This is a genomic window from Staphylococcus sp. Y174-1, from assembly GCF_049897865.1.
Lineage (GTDB): Bacteria > Bacillota > Bacilli > Staphylococcales > Staphylococcaceae > Staphylococcus > Staphylococcus saprophyticus.
In genome coordinates, this window is the sequence record NZ_JAFCXB010000006.1 from 1 (window position 1) to 18,322 (window position 18,322).

24 protein-coding genes and 4 pseudogenes are annotated in these 18,322 nt (G+C 30.2%); 13 read left to right on the plus strand and 15 right to left on the minus strand.

Translation table 11 applies throughout. The features are described from left to right. From ACP7BT_RS12460 to ACP7BT_RS12475, 4 genes and pseudogenes are all read left to right on the plus strand, one after another. Positions 1-220: orotidine 5'-phosphate decarboxylase / HUMPS family protein (locus ACP7BT_RS12460; protein ID WP_426303781.1), on the plus strand; the 220-nt coding region annotated here is incomplete at its 5' end. Positions 221-222: 2 nt separating this feature from the next. Beyond that, positions 223-771, plus strand: coding sequence for a 6-phospho-3-hexuloisomerase (gene hxlB / locus ACP7BT_RS12465; protein ID WP_041080925.1), 549 nt, complete (start codon positions 223-225; stop codon positions 769-771). A 376-nt stretch (positions 772-1,147) separates the two neighbouring features. Continuing rightward, complete coding sequence (locus ACP7BT_RS12470) at positions 1,148-1,225, plus strand: DUF536 domain-containing protein (RefSeq protein ID WP_369078123.1); 78 nt, start codon at positions 1,148-1,150, stop codon at positions 1,223-1,225. Between the two features lie 32 nt (positions 1,226-1,257). Further along, a pseudogene (locus tag ACP7BT_RS12475) lies at positions 1,258-1,419 on the plus strand (butanediol dehydrogenase); the annotation flags it as partial. A 111-nt stretch (positions 1,420-1,530) separates the two neighbouring features. Here the strand turns inward: ACP7BT_RS12475 and ACP7BT_RS12480 are convergent. The 4 genes and pseudogenes from ACP7BT_RS12480 to ACP7BT_RS12495 all read right to left on the minus strand — a co-directional run bounded on the left by ACP7BT_RS12480 (position 1,531) and on the right by ACP7BT_RS12495 (position 3,898). After that, positions 1,531-1,905 carry a hypothetical protein gene (locus tag ACP7BT_RS12480; RefSeq protein ID WP_002483566.1) on the minus strand — a complete coding sequence of 125 codons (375 nt, stop codon included), beginning with the start codon at positions 1,903-1,905 and terminating at the stop codon, positions 1,531-1,533. 7 nt (positions 1,906-1,912) lie between these two features. Then, positions 1,913-2,437, minus strand: a complete 525-nt coding sequence (locus ACP7BT_RS12485) for an acyl-CoA thioesterase (RefSeq protein WP_002483565.1) — start codon at positions 2,435-2,437, stop codon at positions 1,913-1,915. A 110-nt stretch (positions 2,438-2,547) separates the two neighbouring features. After that, on the minus strand, positions 2,548-3,435 hold the full coding sequence (gene cidR / locus ACP7BT_RS12490) for a cidABC operon transcriptional activator CidR (protein WP_041080908.1): 888 nt from the start codon (positions 3,433-3,435) through the stop codon (positions 2,548-2,550). After that, positions 3,425-3,898, minus strand: a pseudogene (locus tag ACP7BT_RS12495) (recombinase family protein). The gene cidR and the pseudogene ACP7BT_RS12495 overlap by 11 nt, the downstream one beginning before the upstream one ends. Positions 3,899-4,879: 981 nt before the next feature. Between ACP7BT_RS12495 and ACP7BT_RS12500 the strand changes: the two are divergent. Beyond that, positions 4,880-5,398: a type 1 glutamine amidotransferase domain-containing protein gene (locus ACP7BT_RS12500; RefSeq protein WP_426303782.1), complete on the plus strand. Its 519-nt coding sequence runs from the start codon at positions 4,880-4,882 to the stop codon at positions 5,396-5,398. Between the two features lie 105 nt (positions 5,399-5,503). Here ACP7BT_RS12500 and ACP7BT_RS12505 read toward each other — a convergent pair. Both ACP7BT_RS12505 and ACP7BT_RS12510 read right to left on the minus strand, forming a co-directional pair. Continuing rightward, positions 5,504-6,411, minus strand: a pseudogene (locus ACP7BT_RS12505) (NAD(P)H-binding protein). 592 nt (positions 6,412-7,003) lie between these two features. Continuing rightward, the gene (locus ACP7BT_RS12510; protein ID WP_041080753.1) at positions 7,004-7,642 is read right to left on the minus strand and encodes an HD domain-containing protein; all 639 of its coding nucleotides are present in this window, start codon (positions 7,640-7,642) and stop codon (positions 7,004-7,006) included. 423 nt (positions 7,643-8,065) lie between these two features. Here ACP7BT_RS12510 and ACP7BT_RS12515 point away from each other — a divergent pair, with 423 nt between their 5' ends. Continuing rightward, positions 8,066-8,458, plus strand: a complete 393-nt coding sequence (locus ACP7BT_RS12515) for a hypothetical protein (RefSeq protein ID WP_052463704.1) — start codon at positions 8,066-8,068, stop codon at positions 8,456-8,458. 16 nt (positions 8,459-8,474) lie between these two features. Beyond that, on the plus strand, positions 8,475-9,407 hold the full coding sequence (locus ACP7BT_RS12520; protein ID WP_041080751.1) for an NADP-dependent oxidoreductase: 933 nt from the start codon (positions 8,475-8,477) through the stop codon (positions 9,405-9,407). A 103-nt stretch (positions 9,408-9,510) separates the two neighbouring features. Here ACP7BT_RS12520 and ACP7BT_RS12525 read toward each other — a convergent pair whose 3' ends face one another. Continuing rightward, on the minus strand, positions 9,511-10,266 hold the full coding sequence (locus tag ACP7BT_RS12525) for a DUF536 domain-containing protein (protein ID WP_174544283.1): 756 nt from the start codon (positions 10,264-10,266) through the stop codon (positions 9,511-9,513). 417 nt (positions 10,267-10,683) lie between these two features. On the opposite strand from ACP7BT_RS12525, the pseudogene ACP7BT_RS12530 reads away from it, so the two are divergent. After that, a pseudogene (locus ACP7BT_RS12530) lies at positions 10,684-10,791 on the plus strand (replication initiator protein A); the annotation flags it as partial. 341 nt (positions 10,792-11,132) lie between these two features. Here the strand turns inward: ACP7BT_RS12530 and ACP7BT_RS12535 are convergent. Both ACP7BT_RS12535 and ACP7BT_RS12540 read right to left on the minus strand, forming a co-directional pair. Next, a complete protein-coding gene (locus ACP7BT_RS12535; RefSeq protein WP_002484305.1) occupies positions 11,133-11,285 on the minus strand; it encodes a hypothetical protein in 153 nt (50 codons plus the stop codon). 62 nt (positions 11,286-11,347) lie between these two features. Further along, positions 11,348-11,620, minus strand: coding sequence for a hypothetical protein (locus ACP7BT_RS12540; RefSeq protein WP_037539154.1), 273 nt, complete (start codon positions 11,618-11,620; stop codon positions 11,348-11,350). Between the two features lie 423 nt (positions 11,621-12,043). Here ACP7BT_RS12540 and ACP7BT_RS12545 point away from each other — a divergent pair, with 423 nt between their 5' ends. The 4 genes from ACP7BT_RS12545 to ACP7BT_RS12560 all read left to right on the plus strand — a co-directional run bounded on the left by ACP7BT_RS12545 (position 12,044) and on the right by ACP7BT_RS12560 (position 13,048). Continuing rightward, positions 12,044-12,259 (plus strand): hypothetical protein, encoded by a 216-nt coding sequence (locus ACP7BT_RS12545; protein ID WP_037539155.1) that lies wholly within the window; start codon positions 12,044-12,046, stop codon positions 12,257-12,259. A 181-nt stretch (positions 12,260-12,440) separates the two neighbouring features. Next, entirely contained in the window at positions 12,441-12,647 is a 207-nt protein-coding gene (locus tag ACP7BT_RS12550) for a hypothetical protein (RefSeq protein WP_041080750.1), read from the plus strand. A 24-nt stretch (positions 12,648-12,671) separates the two neighbouring features. After that, positions 12,672-12,893, plus strand: a complete 222-nt coding sequence (locus tag ACP7BT_RS12555) for a hypothetical protein (RefSeq protein WP_011303964.1) — start codon at positions 12,672-12,674, stop codon at positions 12,891-12,893. A gap of 14 nt (positions 12,894-12,907) precedes the next feature. Further along, positions 12,908-13,048: a hypothetical protein gene (locus ACP7BT_RS12560; RefSeq protein ID WP_162835602.1), complete on the plus strand. Its 141-nt coding sequence runs from the start codon at positions 12,908-12,910 to the stop codon at positions 13,046-13,048. Between the two features lie 121 nt (positions 13,049-13,169). Here ACP7BT_RS12560 and rpsR read toward each other — a convergent pair whose 3' ends face one another. The 3 genes from rpsR to rpsF are packed head-to-tail and all read right to left on the minus strand — an operon-like array spanning position 13,170 to position 14,298. After that, entirely contained in the window at positions 13,170-13,412 is a 243-nt protein-coding gene (gene rpsR, locus ACP7BT_RS12565; RefSeq protein ID WP_002484306.1) for a 30S ribosomal protein S18, read from the minus strand. Positions 13,413-13,461: 49 nt separating this feature from the next. Then, the gene (ssb, locus tag ACP7BT_RS12570; RefSeq protein WP_002484307.1) at positions 13,462-13,974 is read right to left on the minus strand and encodes a single-stranded DNA-binding protein; all 513 of its coding nucleotides are present in this window, start codon (positions 13,972-13,974) and stop codon (positions 13,462-13,464) included. 18 nt (positions 13,975-13,992) lie between these two features. Beyond that, positions 13,993-14,298, minus strand: a complete 306-nt coding sequence (rpsF, locus tag ACP7BT_RS12575) for a 30S ribosomal protein S6 (protein ID WP_002484308.1) — start codon at positions 14,296-14,298, stop codon at positions 13,993-13,995. A 422-nt stretch (positions 14,299-14,720) separates the two neighbouring features. Between rpsF and ACP7BT_RS12580 the strand changes: the two genes are divergently transcribed. After that, positions 14,721-15,527: a GH25 family lysozyme gene (locus ACP7BT_RS12580; RefSeq protein ID WP_041080749.1), complete on the plus strand. Its 807-nt coding sequence runs from the start codon at positions 14,721-14,723 to the stop codon at positions 15,525-15,527. 162 nt (positions 15,528-15,689) lie between these two features. On the opposite strand, the gene ychF is transcribed toward ACP7BT_RS12580, so the two are convergent. From ychF to ACP7BT_RS12595, 3 genes are read right to left on the minus strand one after another with little or no spacing between them, the layout of a single operon-like run. Continuing rightward, on the minus strand, positions 15,690-16,787 hold the full coding sequence (gene ychF / locus ACP7BT_RS12585) for a redox-regulated ATPase YchF (RefSeq protein ID WP_041080747.1): 1,098 nt from the start codon (positions 16,785-16,787) through the stop codon (positions 15,690-15,692). Then, the gene (locus tag ACP7BT_RS12590; RefSeq protein ID WP_002484311.1) at positions 16,787-17,002 is read right to left on the minus strand and encodes a DUF951 domain-containing protein; all 216 of its coding nucleotides are present in this window, start codon (positions 17,000-17,002) and stop codon (positions 16,787-16,789) included. Before ACP7BT_RS12590 ends, ychF begins: the two co-directional genes overlap by 1 nt. Before the next feature lie 28 nt (positions 17,003-17,030). Next, the gene (locus ACP7BT_RS12595) at positions 17,031-17,909 is read right to left on the minus strand and encodes a mechanosensitive ion channel family protein (protein WP_041080746.1); all 879 of its coding nucleotides are present in this window, start codon (positions 17,907-17,909) and stop codon (positions 17,031-17,033) included. Positions 17,910-18,322 lie beyond the last annotated feature (413 nt).

The following is an 18,322-nucleotide window of genomic DNA, read 5'->3' on the forward strand; positions in this document are numbered from 1 at the left end:
CTTACAAGCTGAAGGTCAATCTCCTTTAGAAAGTTTACGTAAAGTTAAATCTGTAATTAGTAATTCTAAAGTAGCAGTTGCAGGTGGTATTAAACCAGATACAATTAAAGATATTGTTGCAGAAAATCCTGATTTAATTATTGTTGGTGGCGGCATTGCAAATGCTGATGACCCTGTAGAAGCTGCTAAACAATGTAGAGCTGCGATTGAAGGAAAATAATGATGACAGAAATCACAAATTATCGTTTAATACTAGATGAAATAGACAACACATTATCACATGTGAAAGACAGTGAAGCCGAAACGTTTTTAAAGCAAATTATTAAAGCAGAGCACGTTTTTGTATCTGGAAAAGGACGTTCGGGTTTTGTAGCAAATAGTTTTGCGATGAGATTGAATCAGCTTGGGAAAGGTGCACATGTAGTTGGTGAGTCAACTACACCTTCCATTACCGAAAAAGATTTGTTTGTTATCCTTTCTGGCTCAGGTTCGACAGAGCATTTAAGATTATTAGCAGATAAAGCTAAAGCTGTAGGTTCAGAAGTTGTATTATTGTCAACAAATCCAACGTCAAAGATTGGTGAACTTGCAAATGCAGTGATTGAATTACCGGCAGGAACGAAATATGATGTTGAAGGTTCAGCACAACCTCTAGGTAGCTTATTTGAACAAGCATCACAGGTGTTTTTAGATAGTATTGTTTTAGATTTAATGACTGAGATAAACGTTGATGAAGAAACAATGCAGCAAAATCATGCTAATCTGGAATAAAACCTACAAAAGATAATTCACTTTAATACCCCACATTTATTTGTGGGGTATTTTTAATTTAAAGAAACGCCCTGAGATATTTCATAGTAGTTATAAAAATTAATTAGTATTGAATATCACTACTACATTTTTAAAAAGTGATGCAGATTTATAGCCATAATTTTTAGATTTACATTGACGATACTGCATCGAAAGGCACACTTACACACCTAAAAAACGTCGTGCTAAAAACAAATTTACATGTGGTAATCCAACATCCTTATTATACATTTTAACAGTTGGTTTAAAGCAAACTTTAAAAATATATAATTTCCAACCTATTTAATTACATTTGTTTCTTAAAACGCATATATGAGCCAGAATAGAAAATAGTTGCATTAAAGATCAAAGATTGCTTAAGAATCAGCAAGTTTTGACGTTAGAGAGTAATAAAAAATATTCAAAAATCAATTAGAGGAAAAGAGGCTGCTTAATTATTCCTTTGATACACCTACTACATTTCAACAAACAATAGATTTAATTAATGAAGGTAATTTAAAAGTTAAAGATGTTATCACTGATGAGATAGAGCTAGATGATATTGTGGAGTCAGGATTTGAACAACTCCTAAATGATAAATCACAAGCAAAAATTCTCGTTAAGTTATAAAAGAGCCTCCCTAATATAGGGGGCTCTTTTATTAACTAAAACATAGTTTCATTTAGTCAAGTATTTGTGAGTTTTTACAATTCGTTAATCTAAGGATATTTAACAATACAATTATTTAATGATTGTATTGTTAAATACAAAACTAGGTTCGGCACCTAAAATAATAAGAAATATTTGTGAATACTTCACATTTTGGAATTTTAACATCATATCTTTAAAAAATATAAAATCTCTATCATTTTTAACTTTTTCAACTTCTTGTTCATATAATTTTAAAACAGATTCTCTTATTAAAGTTGGTCTCTCATTTTGAATAGTTTTAGGGTTATCTGAAAACATGAGTAATCCTAAATATTTATAGTGGATACTTAATTGTCGTGTCAAACTAGCTATATATTCTAACTTTTCATACATACTAGGAAACTCGTTTCTTAGTTTTTTCAAATCTAACTTAGCTTGGTTTAATTCTTCCATTTCAGTAAACATTTTATCACTACTCCAATTCCCATGGCTTATTGATATCAAGAGACTCAATTATATTTTTACTTCGCGATCTTTTAATTTTTCTCATTTTAGCTCTTTCTTCGCCGTCCATAAATAATAATTTTTCTTCTTTGGACTGAGGAGAGATTTTGGGTATTTTAATTGGTTTTTTCTTTTCATCTAAAGCTACAAAAGTAAGAAAAGCTAAAGCAGCAATTTTTCTTTCTGCAGTAATCATATCTTCTGAAATGACTTTACAAAATACTTCCATAGATTTTTCTCCTGTATAAACTACATAAGATTCTATACAAACTGAATCAGATTGCGTGATTGGATATAAAAATTCTACTGAATCGGTAGAAGCTGTAACACATTCTTTAACTCTTGCATGTCTTCTAGCTGATAGCGTTGCGTTATTATCAATTTTTTTCATCAACACCCCTCCAAATAGGGTATTATAATTGTTTAAATCATTAATTAATACTTGATCCGTACTGACAATTTTACTATCACTAGGAAATTTATAATTTTCCATAAAAAACTCCCGTTTCTATAATTTTTTACCTTCTAATTATAGAGCGAGAGTATATAAGTATAAAATATCTTTTTTTTATACAGCCATAAATTTCTCAAATGCCTTTATATTTAATAGTTAATTAAGAAGTTTTCTTGAAGAAATTTAATCCAATTTTTTGTTAAAGAATCAACTATAATATCTTTTCTCCAAACAATGGCAAGTTCCCATTTCATAGAAGGTTCATTAATATCGATGGCTTTTAAATTATTATCTAATAATTCTAGTATTCCTTCGGGTAATATACATACTCCCAGATTATTTAATAACATTTCTTCTATGAAACTCCATTGGGTGGTTTCAAAAATCATATTAGGATTAAAGCCATAATTTCTACACGTATTTTTGATTTTATCGTTTAAATAGAAGTCAGAATTAAATAAAATAAATTCTTGTTCTTTTAAATCGTCAATATTAATCGTTTTTCTCTTAGATAATTTATGATTTTTATGAACAACCAATTTTAATTTTTCTTCTAAAAAAGAGAATGTATTAAAGTTTTTATTATTTGTAGGCAGCACGGTAATTCCCATGTCTAAATCACCATAATATATATCGTTTTCAATTTTTTTACTACCATTTTCAAAAAGTTGAAAAGTTATATTAGGATACATTTCATGAAATTGCGAAATTAATTTAATTAATATTCTTATATTAATAATAGTAGGTATTCCAATTTTTAAACGTCCAGTTTTTAATTCTAATAAATTACTTAATTCATTAGGGATATTATCATACATTTTAAGCATTTCTTTACATTGAGAAAAGAAAGCTTCTCCTGCGTCAGTTAAGTATATTTGATTTTTATATCTATTAAATAAGATTACTTCTAATTCTTCTTCTAATAATTTAATTGTATTACTAATTGTAGGTTGTGTAATAAAAAGACTAGCTGCTGCTTTGGTCATACTTTTTTGTTTTACAACTTCTACAAAATACTGCATATGTTTAAGTTCCAATAAATTTCCTCCTTTTTATTATTCTATATAACGATGAACGACTAACACCTGTCTGTTCGGCAAATCTCTTCGCCTGTAATCTTTGTTAATCATATAGAATTTTGATTTCTCTTTTCTTGTGCTCAGGTAATGAAGCTTCTAATCCTTTTTTAATACTTTCACTTAGTAAATTAGCTTCGAATTCAACAAATGCGCTCATCGTAGTAAATAATATCTTGCCCATCGCATCTTTCGTTAATACATTCATATATATAATATGTAAATAAATGCTGTTTTTAGCGAATCATTAAGATAACTCAATTAATTCTTCCGTTGTACGTCCAAAACAATCTAATTTATAGAGAACTATAATATTGCCTCCTCGTAAATAAAAAAACTTATCAAGTTCCAATCTTTTCATTTTACGATTACTTGCTTTCTTGCTAAAAATACATTCACAACCATATTTCTCAAGTGTATCAATTTATGCATCAAGACTTTGATTTTTTATTGACACACGTGAATAACCAATTTTTGCCATTTGAATACCGCCTCTTTTAAACTTTTTCGGGTAAAACTATTAATGAAATCTAATTCTCGATGCAAATAAAAACGTCTCTTAGCGTCCTAAAAACCAAGTTATTAAAAATTCTCCATATTTAATTATTAATAGTTTCAAACGTCAGTTCATATAAATCTTTATCATCTAAATTAATGAACTTCCCCAATATTCACTCGATACCGGTTATTTATTTTGTTTCTTAGAGATTTGATTATAATAGTTTATATTAATATGTATATTGGTTGTATAACTATTACTTTGATTGTGTCTTTAAATTCTTCAAACGTTTTTTATTAATTGGCATTAAATAATAATTCTCATTAGGTAAAACATTAGTGTGTTTTTCTTATATAACTTCGTTTCCATTTAAATAAGCTTTTATATCTATATTTTTAACAGTTCCACCGCCTAAATTTTGTAGTTAAAAAGCAGTAGTTACATAGTCAGAATAAGTTTCAGTTAGATTTTTTAATTTTAAACCTTTTCTTCCTTGTTCGATAATAACTTAATCGAAGGCTAAGAATGGAATAAAAGAAATTTTAATTTGTCTGATTTGTATAATTACTGAAATGATATATAAAATTGTCATAATAAATATTCCAATTCAACCAATTGCTTGTAAATATTTCTCAACCAATTCTCGTTTTGAAATAAGTAATAATTTAATTCTACTCTATCTCAACAATACAATCTATATTCGTTAATACATTTAATAGTATTTGATAACCTGGAATAAGTTTTAAAGACTATTTCATAGTAAATTACTAATTAAGAAAGGGGTACTTAAGTAAAGAGATTATGAGCATAACGTTCATTTATCATAGTATAAAGTCACAAAATTACTTACTGTTGATTATATATAATACTTAGGTTTTAAAATATAATTGAAAGGTATGTTGTATTATGACTAAAAAAGTAGCAATCATTTTAGCAGATGAATTTGAAGATATAGAATTGACTAGTCGAAAGGAAGCATTAGAAAATGCTGGATTTGAGACTGAAGTTATTGGAGATACAGCAAAACATGAACTTGTTGGCAAACATGGGGAGAAAGTAACTGTAGATGTTAGCATTGCAGATGCGAAACCAGAAAATTATGATGCATTATTAATTCCTGGCGGATTCTCACCCGATCATTTACGTGGTGATGAAGAAGGTCGCTATGGTACATTTACTAAGTATTTTACTCAAAATGATGTGCCTACATTTGCGATTTGTCATGGTCCACTTTTACTAGTTGATACTGATGATTTAAATGGCCGCACAATAACTGGAGTTATCAATGTACGTAAAGATTTATCTAATGCTGGTGCACACGTTGTTGATGAATCAGTTGTAATAGATAACAATATTGTAACGAGTCGTGTCCCAGATGATTTAGATGATTTCAATAGAGAAATTATTAAAAAATTAAAAGCATAATTTGTAATATCAATCAGTATTTATTATCTAAGAGACTAACAGTTTCATCTTTATCGCTAGCACTCTAATAAGAACAGTTCAAAATCGAAGCCTAAAGCGATTATACTATTTTAATAATCTATTTAGTGATTGTTGAATCGGTAGTAACGAGTTTCCTATATATTTTTTTAAATCATCAGATTCAATATCTAAACTTCCACTTTTTATAATTTCTTGTGCTGAAGCAAGAAAATCAGCTAAATCTTTAGGATATTCTGCGCTTTCCTGTAAGAATTTTGAAGCCGTGTTAACATCTGTATCAATAATCTCAAGACTTTTACCTGAAATTTTTTCTAACTCTTCTGCTATTGACGATATGTGATCAAATTTCCACCAATTTCAATAATATTAGGAAATTCATATTCCCCTGATACTGCATAAGCAGCTATTTGAGCATATTCTTCTTTCAATGCCCAACCGACTTTGCCGTCTCCACCTGAATGAACAAATTTTCCGCTTTTTAAAGCAGCTGTAATTAACCCGTATTCATTTTCTAAATACCAGTTATTACGCAAAAATGTATAATTTATACCAGAATCTAAAATAAATTTTTCGGTATATTTATGATCCTCTGCTAACGGACTACTAGAAATATTAGCATTTCCAAAGCTTGTATAAGCAATATAAGAAACACTATTTGCTTTAGCTGCTTCTACAACATTTTTATGTTGCTTTTGACGTTGCCCAACTTTATTCCCTGAGATAAATAAAAGACGATCTATATCTTTAAAAGCTTTTGATAACGCTTCAAAATCATCATAATTTCCAAACCTTATATTAAATCCTTTTTCTTCCAATTGACTTGCTTTTTCTTTATTTCTTACTAAAGTGAAAACTTCATCTTGGGGAACTAATTTTTTCAAAAATTCAAGAGCATAATTCCCCATACCACCTGTAGCACCTGTTATTAAAATAGTATTTTTAAATAATAGTTTTATTAAGTGATTAAAAAGTATAATGTCAAAACTTAGCATTTTCAAGCAATTTTTATCTTTCCTGGAACTATTTTCTATTCTGGCTCATATATGCGTTTTAAGAAATAAATGTAATTAAATAGGTTGGAAATTATATATTTTTAAAGTTTGCTTTAAACCAACTGTTAAAATGTATAATAAGGATATTGGATTACCACATGTAAATTTGTTTTTAGCACGACGTTTTTTAGGTGTGTAAGTATGCCTTTAGGTATAAAAATAAAAATCAACCTAGAAAAAGTAGATTGGATTTTTCTTTCGATGCAGTATCGTCAATGTAAATCCAAAAATTATGGTTGTAAATCTACAACACTTTTTAAAAATGTAATAGCAATATTCAAGGCAAATTAATTTTTATAACTGCTCGGAATATCACGAGCAGTTTCTTTAACTTTAAAATAAAAAAAATCGACGAAGGTCGATTATGGTTTTTGCACCGTTTGGAACAAACGTGTAAACGCCCCCTTGCGGGATTTAACTAAATTATAACGATGAATTTTAGACCTATAATGCAATAATAATTGGGTCTACCGGATTTACAATTTTAGTTAAGGGTTCCAAGGCTCAACGTCAATAAAGCAATTAGTTATTTTTAACTATCCCATTTGGAACGTAAAATACATGAGCAAAAGTTATTTTGTGGGTATTCTGGTTCGAAATATTTAATTACATCTGATTTTATATTTCCAAAAGTCGTTTCGGGTTTATGCTTAAAACCGTCATAAAAAGATTTAATTACATCATGTTTAAAATTGCCTCTTGGGAATTTAGTAACGATTGCTTTTCTGATTTCATCAGAATATTGATCCCAATTATCGCCCATTACGTCTGTTCCTACACCATGAAATAATAAGGCTACATTGTTTTCTTTGTGTTCAGCTACACCTAGTGTTGTATGTAACGCAATAGAGTCCCAGGCAAGTTGTAAATCGCGTTCGTTATAATTATAATTTTTTAAAAATTGTCTAACTGCATTAGCGCCATCTACTTCGAATCTTAAATCATCGCTACTGTATGTTTGGGTTAAACCTAAATCATGGAATAAAGAAGTGATATAAAGTAATTCTTTATCGTATTGTAATTTATCTTGCATGCCTTTGACTTCGCCAAATAAATAAACTCTGTTTGAGTGATTCCATATTAATTCATTTCCGTATTCTTGTACGATTTTTTGGGCATCTTGAACAATTTTACTATCTGGAACTTTTATTTCATCTATGCTATTAATCATAAAAAAACTCCCCTTTGTTAAATATATAATTAGTGTTAATATTCCCTTTAAAAAATAAGTAAAACTTTCTTTATATTAGATAAAGAAAACAAATAAATAAAGAAGTAAATACATTTATTTAAACATTAGATAAACACTTTTTTATTCTGGTACCATTAATATATAAACATAAGTTACTACATAAAAATGATTTCAAAGGTTAATTTAAGACGAATAAATTATATAAATATTACATGTTAAGCATTTTATAAACAGGTGTGAATTTAAATAAAATACATAACAGACTCCTTTAGGGAGTCTATAAAGACTCTAAAGAGTCCTCGTTTTGAACAGTCTTATGAAATTTTAGAACACCTATTAGCACAAGATACACCGTCAATAAATAATGAAATTTCGTTTGTTGACGGTAATAAAGTACAAATGATGCCACAAACAGATAAAAGAATTCCCGTATTTCCTACGGGTTTTGCGCAAAGTTCAATTTCTTGGATAGCCCAACATGGTGATGGTTGGGTTCAATATCCAAAACCGCCTCAAGACCAAGCACAGCTAATTAATGATTATAGAAATTTAATTACAAAAAATAATGAACAATTTAAACCCTTTACCCAAATGCTTTACGTTGATTTAAACGAAGACCCTAATCAATTACCTGAACCCATACCACTTGAATTTAGATTAGGGAAAAATCGTTTAAGAGAATTGTTGTATCAGTATAAAGAAATTGAAGTAAATCATTTAGCTTTTGTTGCTTATTTTGCTAGAATACCTGTCGAAGACATTGTTCCATATTTTCCAACACACAAAGTGAACTAATTAGGAGGTTATATTGATGAGAGCATTTGCAATAGAATCATATGGAGAAGCTAATGTATTACAAGAATTTAATTTACCACTACCTGAGATAACAGATGAAGAAGTATTAATTGAAGTTGAAAATACAGGTGTTAGCCCATACGATTGGCATGTTAGACGAGGTGAACAAGAAGGGAAAATTGATTACCCTATACCGCTCATTTTAGGATGGGATATATCAGGCGTTATACGTAAAGTCGGCTCAAAAGTAACAGATTTAACAGTAGGTACACCAGTTATTGCAACACAACAACTTGATAAAAACGGTGGTTATGCAGAATTTGTGGCCATTAATCAAAACACAGTTGTTAAAAAACCTGAATCATTATCTTTTGAAGAAGGTGCGACAATTCCAATTAATGGTTTGACTGTCTATCAAGCGTTAATAAAATACGGTGAAATGCAACACGGCGATAAAGTATTAATACATGGTGGCGCAGGTGCAGTAGGTATATTTGGCATTCAATTAGCTAAAGCTAAAGGTGCCTATGTAGCAACTACTGCAAGTACACACAACCATGAATTTTTAAAATCAATTGGGGCAGATGTTGCCATTGACTACAATACAGAACGTTTTGAAGATTATGTACATGATTATGACATCGTCCTTGATACACAAGCAGGAGACACACTTGAACGTAGTTATGATGTATTGAAACCTGGAGGCCGACTAATATCTATACGCGGGCAAGTTAATAAAAAGAAAGCAGAAAGTAAAGGAATTACAGCATATTTCACATGGACAGAATTAAATCGTCAAGATTTAATAGAAGTTGTTAATTTATATGGATATGGTGTTGTCAAAGCTTACTTTGAAGCTATTTTCCCACTATCTTTTGTTCGAGAGGCTCATAAATTAAGTGAAAATGGTCATTCTAGAGGGAAAATTGTAATAAATAATAAATCATAATATATGATTTATTATTTAAATTAACATAACCGATGATTCTCAGAAGTTCTCACTATATAAAAGGCACTAAAAGTTTATAACTTTTAGTGCCTAATTAATTATATTAGCTACCAAACAAACGACTCCAAAACCCCTTTTTAGGTGGTTCTACTTCCCTATCCTCAGGCCCATTCCCTATTTCTTCAGATGGTTTATCATCTTTCGCTAATAAGTCTTCGTTTGGACTGTCATCCTTTTTCTCTTCAGTTATATCCTCATGATTTACTTCTGCTTCTATTGGTTGGGTTTTCTTTTGTTGTTGGTTGATATTTTGAGATTCTTCAGTAAAAGTTGCTTCTTGCGGATTAACGCTTTGTCTATCATTAGTCGCTGTATCAAAAGAATAATTAAGATGTCTTTCTTCTTCTAATTGGTTTTCTAGTTTTTGAATCTTTTTATTACTTTCTAAAGCTAATATTTGTTGATTTTCCAACAGTTTATTTAATGTATTAACATTGCTATTTTGTTGATCTAGTTGTTTAGTTAAATTCTCAATATATTTTTCATCATTTTTAGCTCTAATTTCAAAGATTTCTATTTGCTTTTCTAATTCATTCGCTTTTGTTTTTAATGTCTCAAAACTATTTGAATTATTATATATATGCTTTTCAACCTCTGCAGTATTTTCATCAAATCTTTCTTTTTTTATTGATTCTTTATTTGGCGTTGTACTTTCTTTCTTAGTGATTTTTTCTATAATTTTCAAACAATCATTATCATTAATATAATTAATTCCATTTTCTTTTTCAAAAGATATATTTAAGCTTTTAGCATTATTAACAATAGTTTGTTTAGTTACATTCAATTCATCTGCAACCATTTTAATAGTTTTTATAGCATCCACCCTTAGGTACCTAATTTAGCACCTAAATTTTACCACCTATTTTACTACCTAAATACCTAATTATCTACCTACCTAAGGTTTTTAGTACCTAATTAGGCACTAAATTAGTAAATTTTACTATTTTGAAGTTGTAATGTGATTTTAACTACACTAAAAACGCTTTATATACGATCCTAAAAGTGTTAATATTACTTTATGAATATTAACAGAGCCGATGCTATTGGCGTAGCATCGGCTCTCGGTAATAAAACGATTCGCATTCGTTTGTTTATATATTTTTTTGATACTTGTATTATATATATCTAATCATCTAAGTGCAAGCACAAAACATATAACTTACGTAAAAATTGTTTTATTACCTCAATCCAAAAAAGTGGAAATGAGGTTTTTATTATGCCCAATTTTGAGAAATACAATTTATCACAAGTAAAAACTGAAAGATTTTATCAACTGCCTAAATATTTATTTGAAGATACATATTTTAAGAAAATGTCAGCAGAATTATATCTAAAAACCCTTACGCTTAACCTGTCTATAGACAAATATAGTGCTTAAAATCAAAGTGATCATATCGAATATTTTCACATATATCGAACTAAACTTTAATATTTCAATATTAAATCCTTCGCCGATAATAGGTATGAAAAAATCGAACACAATAAATATTAATAATATGCCTAATAATATTTGTTGGCTCTTAGGCATAGTACCACCTCATATAGCAAATTTTAGTTATTCACGTTTACTTGTTTACATTTTTATTGTTTAAATACAAAGTTGAAAAAGCAATTTCTATACAAAACTACATGTCTATTATCGAAAGCCAAATTATAATCATAAAATCAATTGCCTTTTTTCACATCTTTATCTTCATCTTTTTTATAAAAAATTTTATTTAAAAATGTAATGTCTGCTAGATAACTTAAAAAACTACCACCAATGACATCTACAATAAATGATGTAATCGTCGCAAATATTTTCCTAATAATTCTCATATGAAATCCCCTTTGCTTGAATTTATTATTCAAATTAACCCATCTATTATTGAATTAAAAAATTATCCAAAAAAGATGTATACCAGTACTATGATAAAAAGAATGTTATATATGATTTTCTTAATATTTTTTTCTAAGATATATAGTACCGAATCTATTATCAAACTCAGTACAATGAGTACGCCAGAAAATTTAACGATATAATCTAAGAACTGCCAATCAAATATGATAGCTAGTACTAATGAACCTAATGTTAAGACTAAAGCTACTATCCCTGCTGTATTGGCAATAGATGCTAATGTTTTATATCGTTCCTGTTCATTATCTTTAGTCATACTATCTCCCCTTAAAAACATAGTTAACAACTTAATTATATGTTAGCATAAATTCTATTGAACATGTATTGTGTATAAAAACACCCATCAACACTTAGAGTTAATGGGTCATATTTATACTATTTGTCTTTTTTGAAATTTTCTACAAAAGCTTTTTTAATATCCTCAATCAATGATCTGCTACCGATTAAATTAGATATGACGCTCATAATAAAGGTTATTATTTTTCCAATGATATCCATATAGCACGCTCCCTTACTATATAAATACCATATTATCCACAATATAATCATATTTACATAATAGATTTTAAAAACATAATTATATTCTTTGAGATATTGCTATATAGATAAAAAGTATTACTTTTCATCTCGTTCACAATAAATAGTTTTTATGCTACGCTTACAAAAAAGGAGCTTTGCTATGAGTTTACCAGTCGCTATTGTCCTAGGTATCATGTTTGTACCTATCTATGCTTGTTTTTGGGCGTTTATATTCCGATGGGAAAATAACAGAAGAGTTAAACGTAACAATTTCGAACCAATGACTAAGAAATCATTCTATGTTCTTTTGTTAGTTCATGCAGTATCCGCTATTCTTATGGTGATTTCTGCAATTTATATAAGTTATTTTAGTTAAATTAAAATGACATACATAAAAAGGAGTTTTAATGTGGATATACTCATCGGATTACTTATTAAAATAATAGATATCATTGTGAGCATAGTTAGCATTTTCGAACGAAAAACAGCAAAGCTATTGAGTAAATTGTCTAAAAGTAAAGATAAGACAAAGGGGTAAAATTTAAGAAGGGTTTAAAATGAATAAAGCAATGATTGCCCATCACACGCTTAATATTTTATTAATGATCATTCTAATAATAGTAAATCATTTTAATGTTTTAAGCTTACCAGTTTCAATTATACTAGCCATTTCAATTACAATTAATGCCGCTTTATTAATCAGAGCAAACAGAAAGAAAATTGAAAATGATGGCGTTACTATAGATAACTATAAGAAAAAATAATATAACTTAGATTGGAGAGATATCATGAAACATAAAAGTACTATGCCGAATTCTAAATTGATGACAACTACATTCCCAATTACCGTTTTATTACATTTATTCTTCATTGTTCTATCGATTTATAATATATTCATTAAAGATAGTACAATCGCTATATCGCTCTCTATATTTAGTTTAATCATTTTCACTTCTATGTTAACACTTACAATTAATGCATATATAAACTACAAAAGACAAAATAATTAGATTGAAGAAATCACATGAAGGTTGGTAGTTACAAAATTGATGAGTTTTATCTAATCATGATTGGTGGATTTTTAGTAACTCCTATTTTTGTACCATTCATGCTAATTTCAGTAGTCATAATGGTTATTATTGGGTTAGAGAAAGAAGAAGATTAATAGTTAAAAATTGTTTTCATTTAAATTCTTTGCATCATATTTTTCATACCTTTCCCAATTCTCACACCACAAAAATAACCCCGTAGGTATATGCCTACGGGGTTTTCAGATACAATATCTATTATTGTTCTTCTTTAACATATGGTAATAATGCCATATGACGAGAACGTTTAATAGCTAATGTCAACATACGTTGATATTTAGCTGAAGTACCTGTTACACGACGTGGTAAAATTTTACCACGTTCTGAGATAAAACGTTTTAATAATTCTGTATCTTTATAGTCGATGTGTGTAATTCCGTTTGCTGTGAAATAACAAACTTTTTTACGACGACGTCCGCCTCTTCTTGGTCCACCTGCCATGGTAACTGCCTCCTTTTAAGAAATTTTCATTTTTATATGTTCTATATAATTAGAATGGTAAGTCATCATCACTAATATCAATTGGTCCGTTTGCATTTGCAAATGGGTTATCAGATTGATTATTGTTTGATGAGTTATTGTTGTTATTACTTTGATAAGATGACGTATTTTGTCCTGATTGTTGTCCGCCAAAGTTTTGGAAATTATTGTTATTTCCTTCTTGACCATGACGTTGGTTTTGATTTTTAGGTTCAAGGAATTGAACACTATCACAAACCACTTCAGTCACAAATATACGACGACCTTCTTGGTTTTCATAGCTACGTGATTGAATGCGACCGTCAACGCCAGCTAAACTACCTTTAAATAAGTAGTTGTTAACATTCTCTGCTTGTTTTCTAAAAACGACACAGTTAATGAAATCCGCTTCGCGTTCCCCTTGCGCATTTGTAAACGTACGATTTACTGCTAGAGTAAAAGTCGCAACACTCACGCCTGAGGGTGTTGTTCTATATTCTGGATCTTTAGTTAAACGACCGACTAAAACAACTCTATTTATCATTTAAGCGACCCCCATCTATTATTTTCTAGTTTTATCTTCGTCTTCACGAATTACGATATAACGGATTACATCGTCAGAAATTTTAGCTAAACGTTGGAATTCGTCAGTAGCTTCGTTATCAGCTGTTTGGATACGTACGATATTGTAGTAACCTTCACTGAAATCGTTAATTTCATAAGCTAAACGGCGTTTGCCCCAGTCTTTAGCTTCTAAAACTTCTGAACCGTGAGAAGCTAAAATTCCGTTGAAACGTTCAACGACTGCTTTTTTAGCATCTTCTTCGATATTCGGACGAACGATGTACATAACTTCATATGTTCTCATTGTATAATTGCACCTCCTTGTGGTCTATGCGGCTCATCATCAAATGTGATAAGCAAGGAATAATTTTCATTACTCACAATCAAGAATTATAGCACACGCCTTTACATTTTACAATGGGTTTACCACGTTATAGCACGTTAAATTTCATAGTTGTTTCATATGAAACATTATGAAATTTAATCATTCACGATATCTATCAAAGCATTCAAGTTAAATAAACATGACATCTTTTACGATAATATTTTTCAAATTAAATCATTATTCAAATACTAATTAATATCAATAAAATTTAAATATCTTTTAAGGTAAGGTTGAAAAGTATATTTAATTCTAATAGCATATCATCTATATTATTTTTTGATGTCATATTTACTATTTTTCAAAATAAATTTCAATAATCTACATAGATAAAGGGGATGCTTATGTTTTCAAAATTCAAAAAAGGTTTACTTGCAGGAAGTGTATTTTTTGCATCAACGGTTATTATCAATACAACTTATGCGTCCGATAATCCTTCTAACCAAAAAGGTACAATGGGTTATGGCTATCAACAATATTTAGAAAAGCATCCAGATAAAGCGTCTCAACAAAAACAAGAAAGTGGCTCTAAATCCATGCAAGCCGAATCTGGAACAACGCAATCTGGTGAACGTGTGTTGGATATTTCTGAATGGCAAGGTGAGTTAACGACACAAGAAGTCAAAGACTTAAAAGAAAATTACGATTTCATTATTATAAGAGCACAATATGGTTCAGAAAAAGTGGATGCTGCATTAGAGCACAATTCTGCTTTATTAGATAAAAACGGTTTAGACTTTGGTGTATATTCCTATAGTATGTATGAAAATCCTGACGACGCAAGATACGAGGCGCAGACACTTTACAATCGTGCTCCAAAAGCGAGTTTCTATATCAACGATTTTGAAGAAAATACTGTAACTTCTGGTACGCCTGAAGAAAGCACAGACGCTTGGTATAATGAAATGAAAGGATTAGCTGGCGATAAAAAAGTATTATTTTATTCTTATGAAAATTTCATGGTAGAAAATGCTTCTAATTCTGTAGGTCAATATGATGGTTACTGGTTGGCAAATTATAATCCAGGTCAACCTACACGTGAACACGTCCTCTGGCAATATACAGATAGCTATGCATCTCCTGAATTAAATCAAGATGTTGATGCAAATTATGTAGGACCTGGTGTCGAAACATCTTGGTTCACTTCGTAAAAATTTTAACCTTGATGTTATTTTAAAAGTGCGTTTTCTTTATCAACGCTGTACTTCTAATTTTAACACCTCAAATTGAAGCACACCGCATGTCACTCACATAAATATACAGATTAGCAAAAACCCCTCATTACTCGTTGTAATGAGGGGTTGCTTTGTATCTTATACATTAAATCTAAAGTGTACAATGTCTCCATCTTTCATAATATATTCTTTACCTTCTAGACGTTGTTTTCCCGCTTCTTTAGCGCCATTTTCACCATCGAATGCCACGTAATCGTCATAGCTCGTTACTTCGGCACGAATAAAACCTCGCTCAAAGTCTGTATGAATAATACCCGCACATTGTGGTGCTGTCATTCCTTTAATAAACGTCCAAGCGCGCACTTCTTGTATACCGGCTGTAAAGTATGTTGCTAAACCTAGCAAGTCATAAGTTGTACGAATTAAACGATCTAAACCTGGCTCTTCAATGCCTAAGTCTTCTAAGAACATTTCGCGATCTTCATCTTCTAAGACAGCAATCTCTTCTTCAATTTTTGCGCTAATGACAATCACTTCTGAATCTTCTTTTGCTGCATATTCACGAATGAGTTTTACTTTTTCATTATCGTCATCGCCGATTTCATCTTCACCTACGTTAGCAATATAAAGCATTTTTTTAGATGTTAACAACTGTGCTTGGTCGATAAATTTTTGATCTTCTTCTGTGAATTCCAGACTTCTTACTGGATTGCCTTCTTCTAAAGCTTCTTTAATTCTTGATAAAATACGTGTTTCATTAACCGCATCTTTATCTTTTTGGCGTGCCATTTTCTCCACTTTTGGTAAACGTTTGTCTACAGATTCTAAATCCGCTAACACCAATTCCATGTTAATGACTTCAATGTCATCAATTGGATCTACACGACCTGAAACATGCGTTACATTATCATCATCAAATGCACGAACGACTTGGCAAATCGCATCTACTTCACGAATGTGAGATAAGAATTTGTTACCTAGTCCTTCACCTTTTGAAGCGCCTTTAACAATACCTGCAATATCCGTAAATTCAAATGTAGTTGGAATTGTCTTTTTAGGTTGTACCATCTTCGTTAAAACATCTAATCTGCTATCTGGTACTTCGACAATCCCTACGTTCGGATCTATGGTAGCGAACGGATAGTTTGCTGCTAAAGCACCTGCTTTTGTAATTGCATTGAAAAGTGTCGATTTACCTACGTTGGGCAATCCAACAATACCTGCTGTTAAAGCCATTATTCATTCTCCTTATTATCAGTATCTTGTTGGGATACTAGTATTTTTTTTATTTTTTTATTAAAAGTTTGTCTTGGAATCATGATACTTCTTTGACAATTTTCACATTTTATTCGGATGTCAGCACCTACACGAATGATTTTAAAACGATTCGTGCCACATGCGTGTTGTTTTTTCATTTCTACAATATCATTTAAACCGTAATTGGATGTCATTCTGTAACACCTCCGACCGTCTTAATCATTATTTTTGCTGGTTCGCATCGTACTGTACCATCGTTGGCTGTGGTGTTTTAATTTCTTTAAGTTTAAATAATTTCAAGATTTCTTTTCTTAAAATACGCGCACCTGACGCACCTTCGCCTGGAATTGTCTCTGCAGACACCCTCAATACGATTTCGTTATTTGTAATCGAATTAACACCTACTACTTCTGGTGTCGAGATAAATAAGTAATATTTAGATCTAATAGATTCAAAATATGTCGTCAGTACTTCTTCCACATAATCAATGTCTTCTGAAATAGATACTGGAATTTCAACAATTGCCTCACCATTTATAACCGAGTAATTGGTAATTTCCCCAACACTCCCATTCGGTAGCGTTGTTAATTCACCTGTAATGGTATTAATGCGCATTGATCTTAATCCAATCGATTTCACTGTACCTTCTGCCACGGGAGAACCACTATTACTAATTTTAACATAATCCCCAACATCAAACTGATTTTCGAAAATAATGAAGAAACCTGTAATAATATCTTTAACAACAGTTTGAGCACCAAAACCTACTGCAAGACCAACGACACCCGCGCTGGCAATAATGCCACCTACGCTTATACCGAATTTACTTAAAATGGTCGTCAGTACTATAAACCATACCACATAAGATACTACATTTTGAACTAATGATATCAAAGTTTTCGAACGCTTTTTATTCCCACTTTTGCCTTTATTTTGAATTTTAAAGAACTGCGCAATCGCTTTATTCACAAAGCGCAAAATAATCCATGCCGCGACAACGTATATAATAATCATAATCAGATTAGATAATAAAGCTTGATACGTTTCCGGCTTTGTTAAAGGTTCTATAATTGAATATAGGATACTTTTAATTTGACCCAACCATATTCCCTCCTAATATAAGTCTCTTTATCACTGTATTATACTCATTTTAGCAATGAAACAAATCCAACTTGCGCTTTAGTTTACAAAAATGAACAAGTGGACGCATTGCTTATGCATATATAAAGTTTAACCTTTTCTAGTTTATTAAAAATATAGGCTTTAGCAAAGTATTTTAGCAATGCTAGATACATTTTTTAATATTTATACTTAAAAAAAGACAAAAGAAAAAGAACCATAATTAAAAATTATGATTCTTTAACACCCAATTAGTGATATTACTATATTAAACCTATATAATTCAAGTCTTTTTAATTAATTTATAACTCCTATAAGATTTAAACGCATTCATTCAAATATCCTGAGGACTATATTAATTTTATTATATTTAATGACCCACACTCATGAACTTA

Coding starts and splice junctions, on each gene's coding strand:
- hxlB (WP_041080925.1), top strand. CDS start 223: ATGACAGAAATCACAAATTATCGTTTAATACTAGATGAAATAGACAAC.
- ACP7BT_RS12480 (WP_002483566.1), bottom strand. CDS start 1,905: ATGTTTACTGAAATGGAAGAATTAAACCAAGCTAAGTTAGATTTGAAA.
- ACP7BT_RS12485 (WP_002483565.1), bottom strand. CDS start 2,437: ATGGAAAATTATAAATTTCCTAGTGATAGTAAAATTGTCAGTACGGAT.
- ACP7BT_RS12500 (WP_426303782.1), top strand. CDS start 4,880: ATGACTAAAAAAGTAGCAATCATTTTAGCAGATGAATTTGAAGATATA.
- ACP7BT_RS12510 (WP_041080753.1), bottom strand. CDS start 7,642: ATGATTAATAGCATAGATGAAATAAAAGTTCCAGATAGTAAAATTGTT.
- ACP7BT_RS12515 (WP_052463704.1), top strand. CDS start 8,066: ATGCCACAAACAGATAAAAGAATTCCCGTATTTCCTACGGGTTTTGCG.
- ACP7BT_RS12520 (WP_041080751.1), top strand. CDS start 8,475: ATGAGAGCATTTGCAATAGAATCATATGGAGAAGCTAATGTATTACAA.
- ACP7BT_RS12525 (WP_174544283.1), bottom strand. CDS start 10,266: ATGGTTGCAGATGAATTGAATGTAACTAAACAAACTATTGTTAATAAT.
- ACP7BT_RS12535 (WP_002484305.1), bottom strand. CDS start 11,285: ATGAGAATTATTAGGAAAATATTTGCGACGATTACATCATTTATTGTA.
- ACP7BT_RS12540 (WP_037539154.1), bottom strand. CDS start 11,620: ATGACTAAAGATAATGAACAGGAACGATATAAAACATTAGCATCTATT.
- ACP7BT_RS12545 (WP_037539155.1), top strand. CDS start 12,044: ATGAGTTTACCAGTCGCTATTGTCCTAGGTATCATGTTTGTACCTATC.
- ACP7BT_RS12550 (WP_041080750.1), top strand. CDS start 12,441: ATGAATAAAGCAATGATTGCCCATCACACGCTTAATATTTTATTAATG.
- ACP7BT_RS12555 (WP_011303964.1), top strand. CDS start 12,672: ATGAAACATAAAAGTACTATGCCGAATTCTAAATTGATGACAACTACA.
- ACP7BT_RS12560 (WP_162835602.1), top strand. CDS start 12,908: ATGAAGGTTGGTAGTTACAAAATTGATGAGTTTTATCTAATCATGATT.
- rpsR (WP_002484306.1), bottom strand. CDS start 13,412: ATGGCAGGTGGACCAAGAAGAGGCGGACGTCGTCGTAAAAAAGTTTGT.
- ssb (WP_002484307.1), bottom strand. CDS start 13,974: ATGATAAATAGAGTTGTTTTAGTCGGTCGTTTAACTAAAGATCCAGAA.
- rpsF (WP_002484308.1), bottom strand. CDS start 14,298: ATGAGAACATATGAAGTTATGTACATCGTTCGTCCGAATATCGAAGAA.
- ACP7BT_RS12580 (WP_041080749.1), top strand. CDS start 14,721: ATGTTTTCAAAATTCAAAAAAGGTTTACTTGCAGGAAGTGTATTTTTT.
- ychF (WP_041080747.1), bottom strand. CDS start 16,787: ATGGCTTTAACAGCAGGTATTGTTGGATTGCCCAACGTAGGTAAATCG.
- ACP7BT_RS12590 (WP_002484311.1), bottom strand. CDS start 17,002: ATGACATCCAATTACGGTTTAAATGATATTGTAGAAATGAAAAAACAA.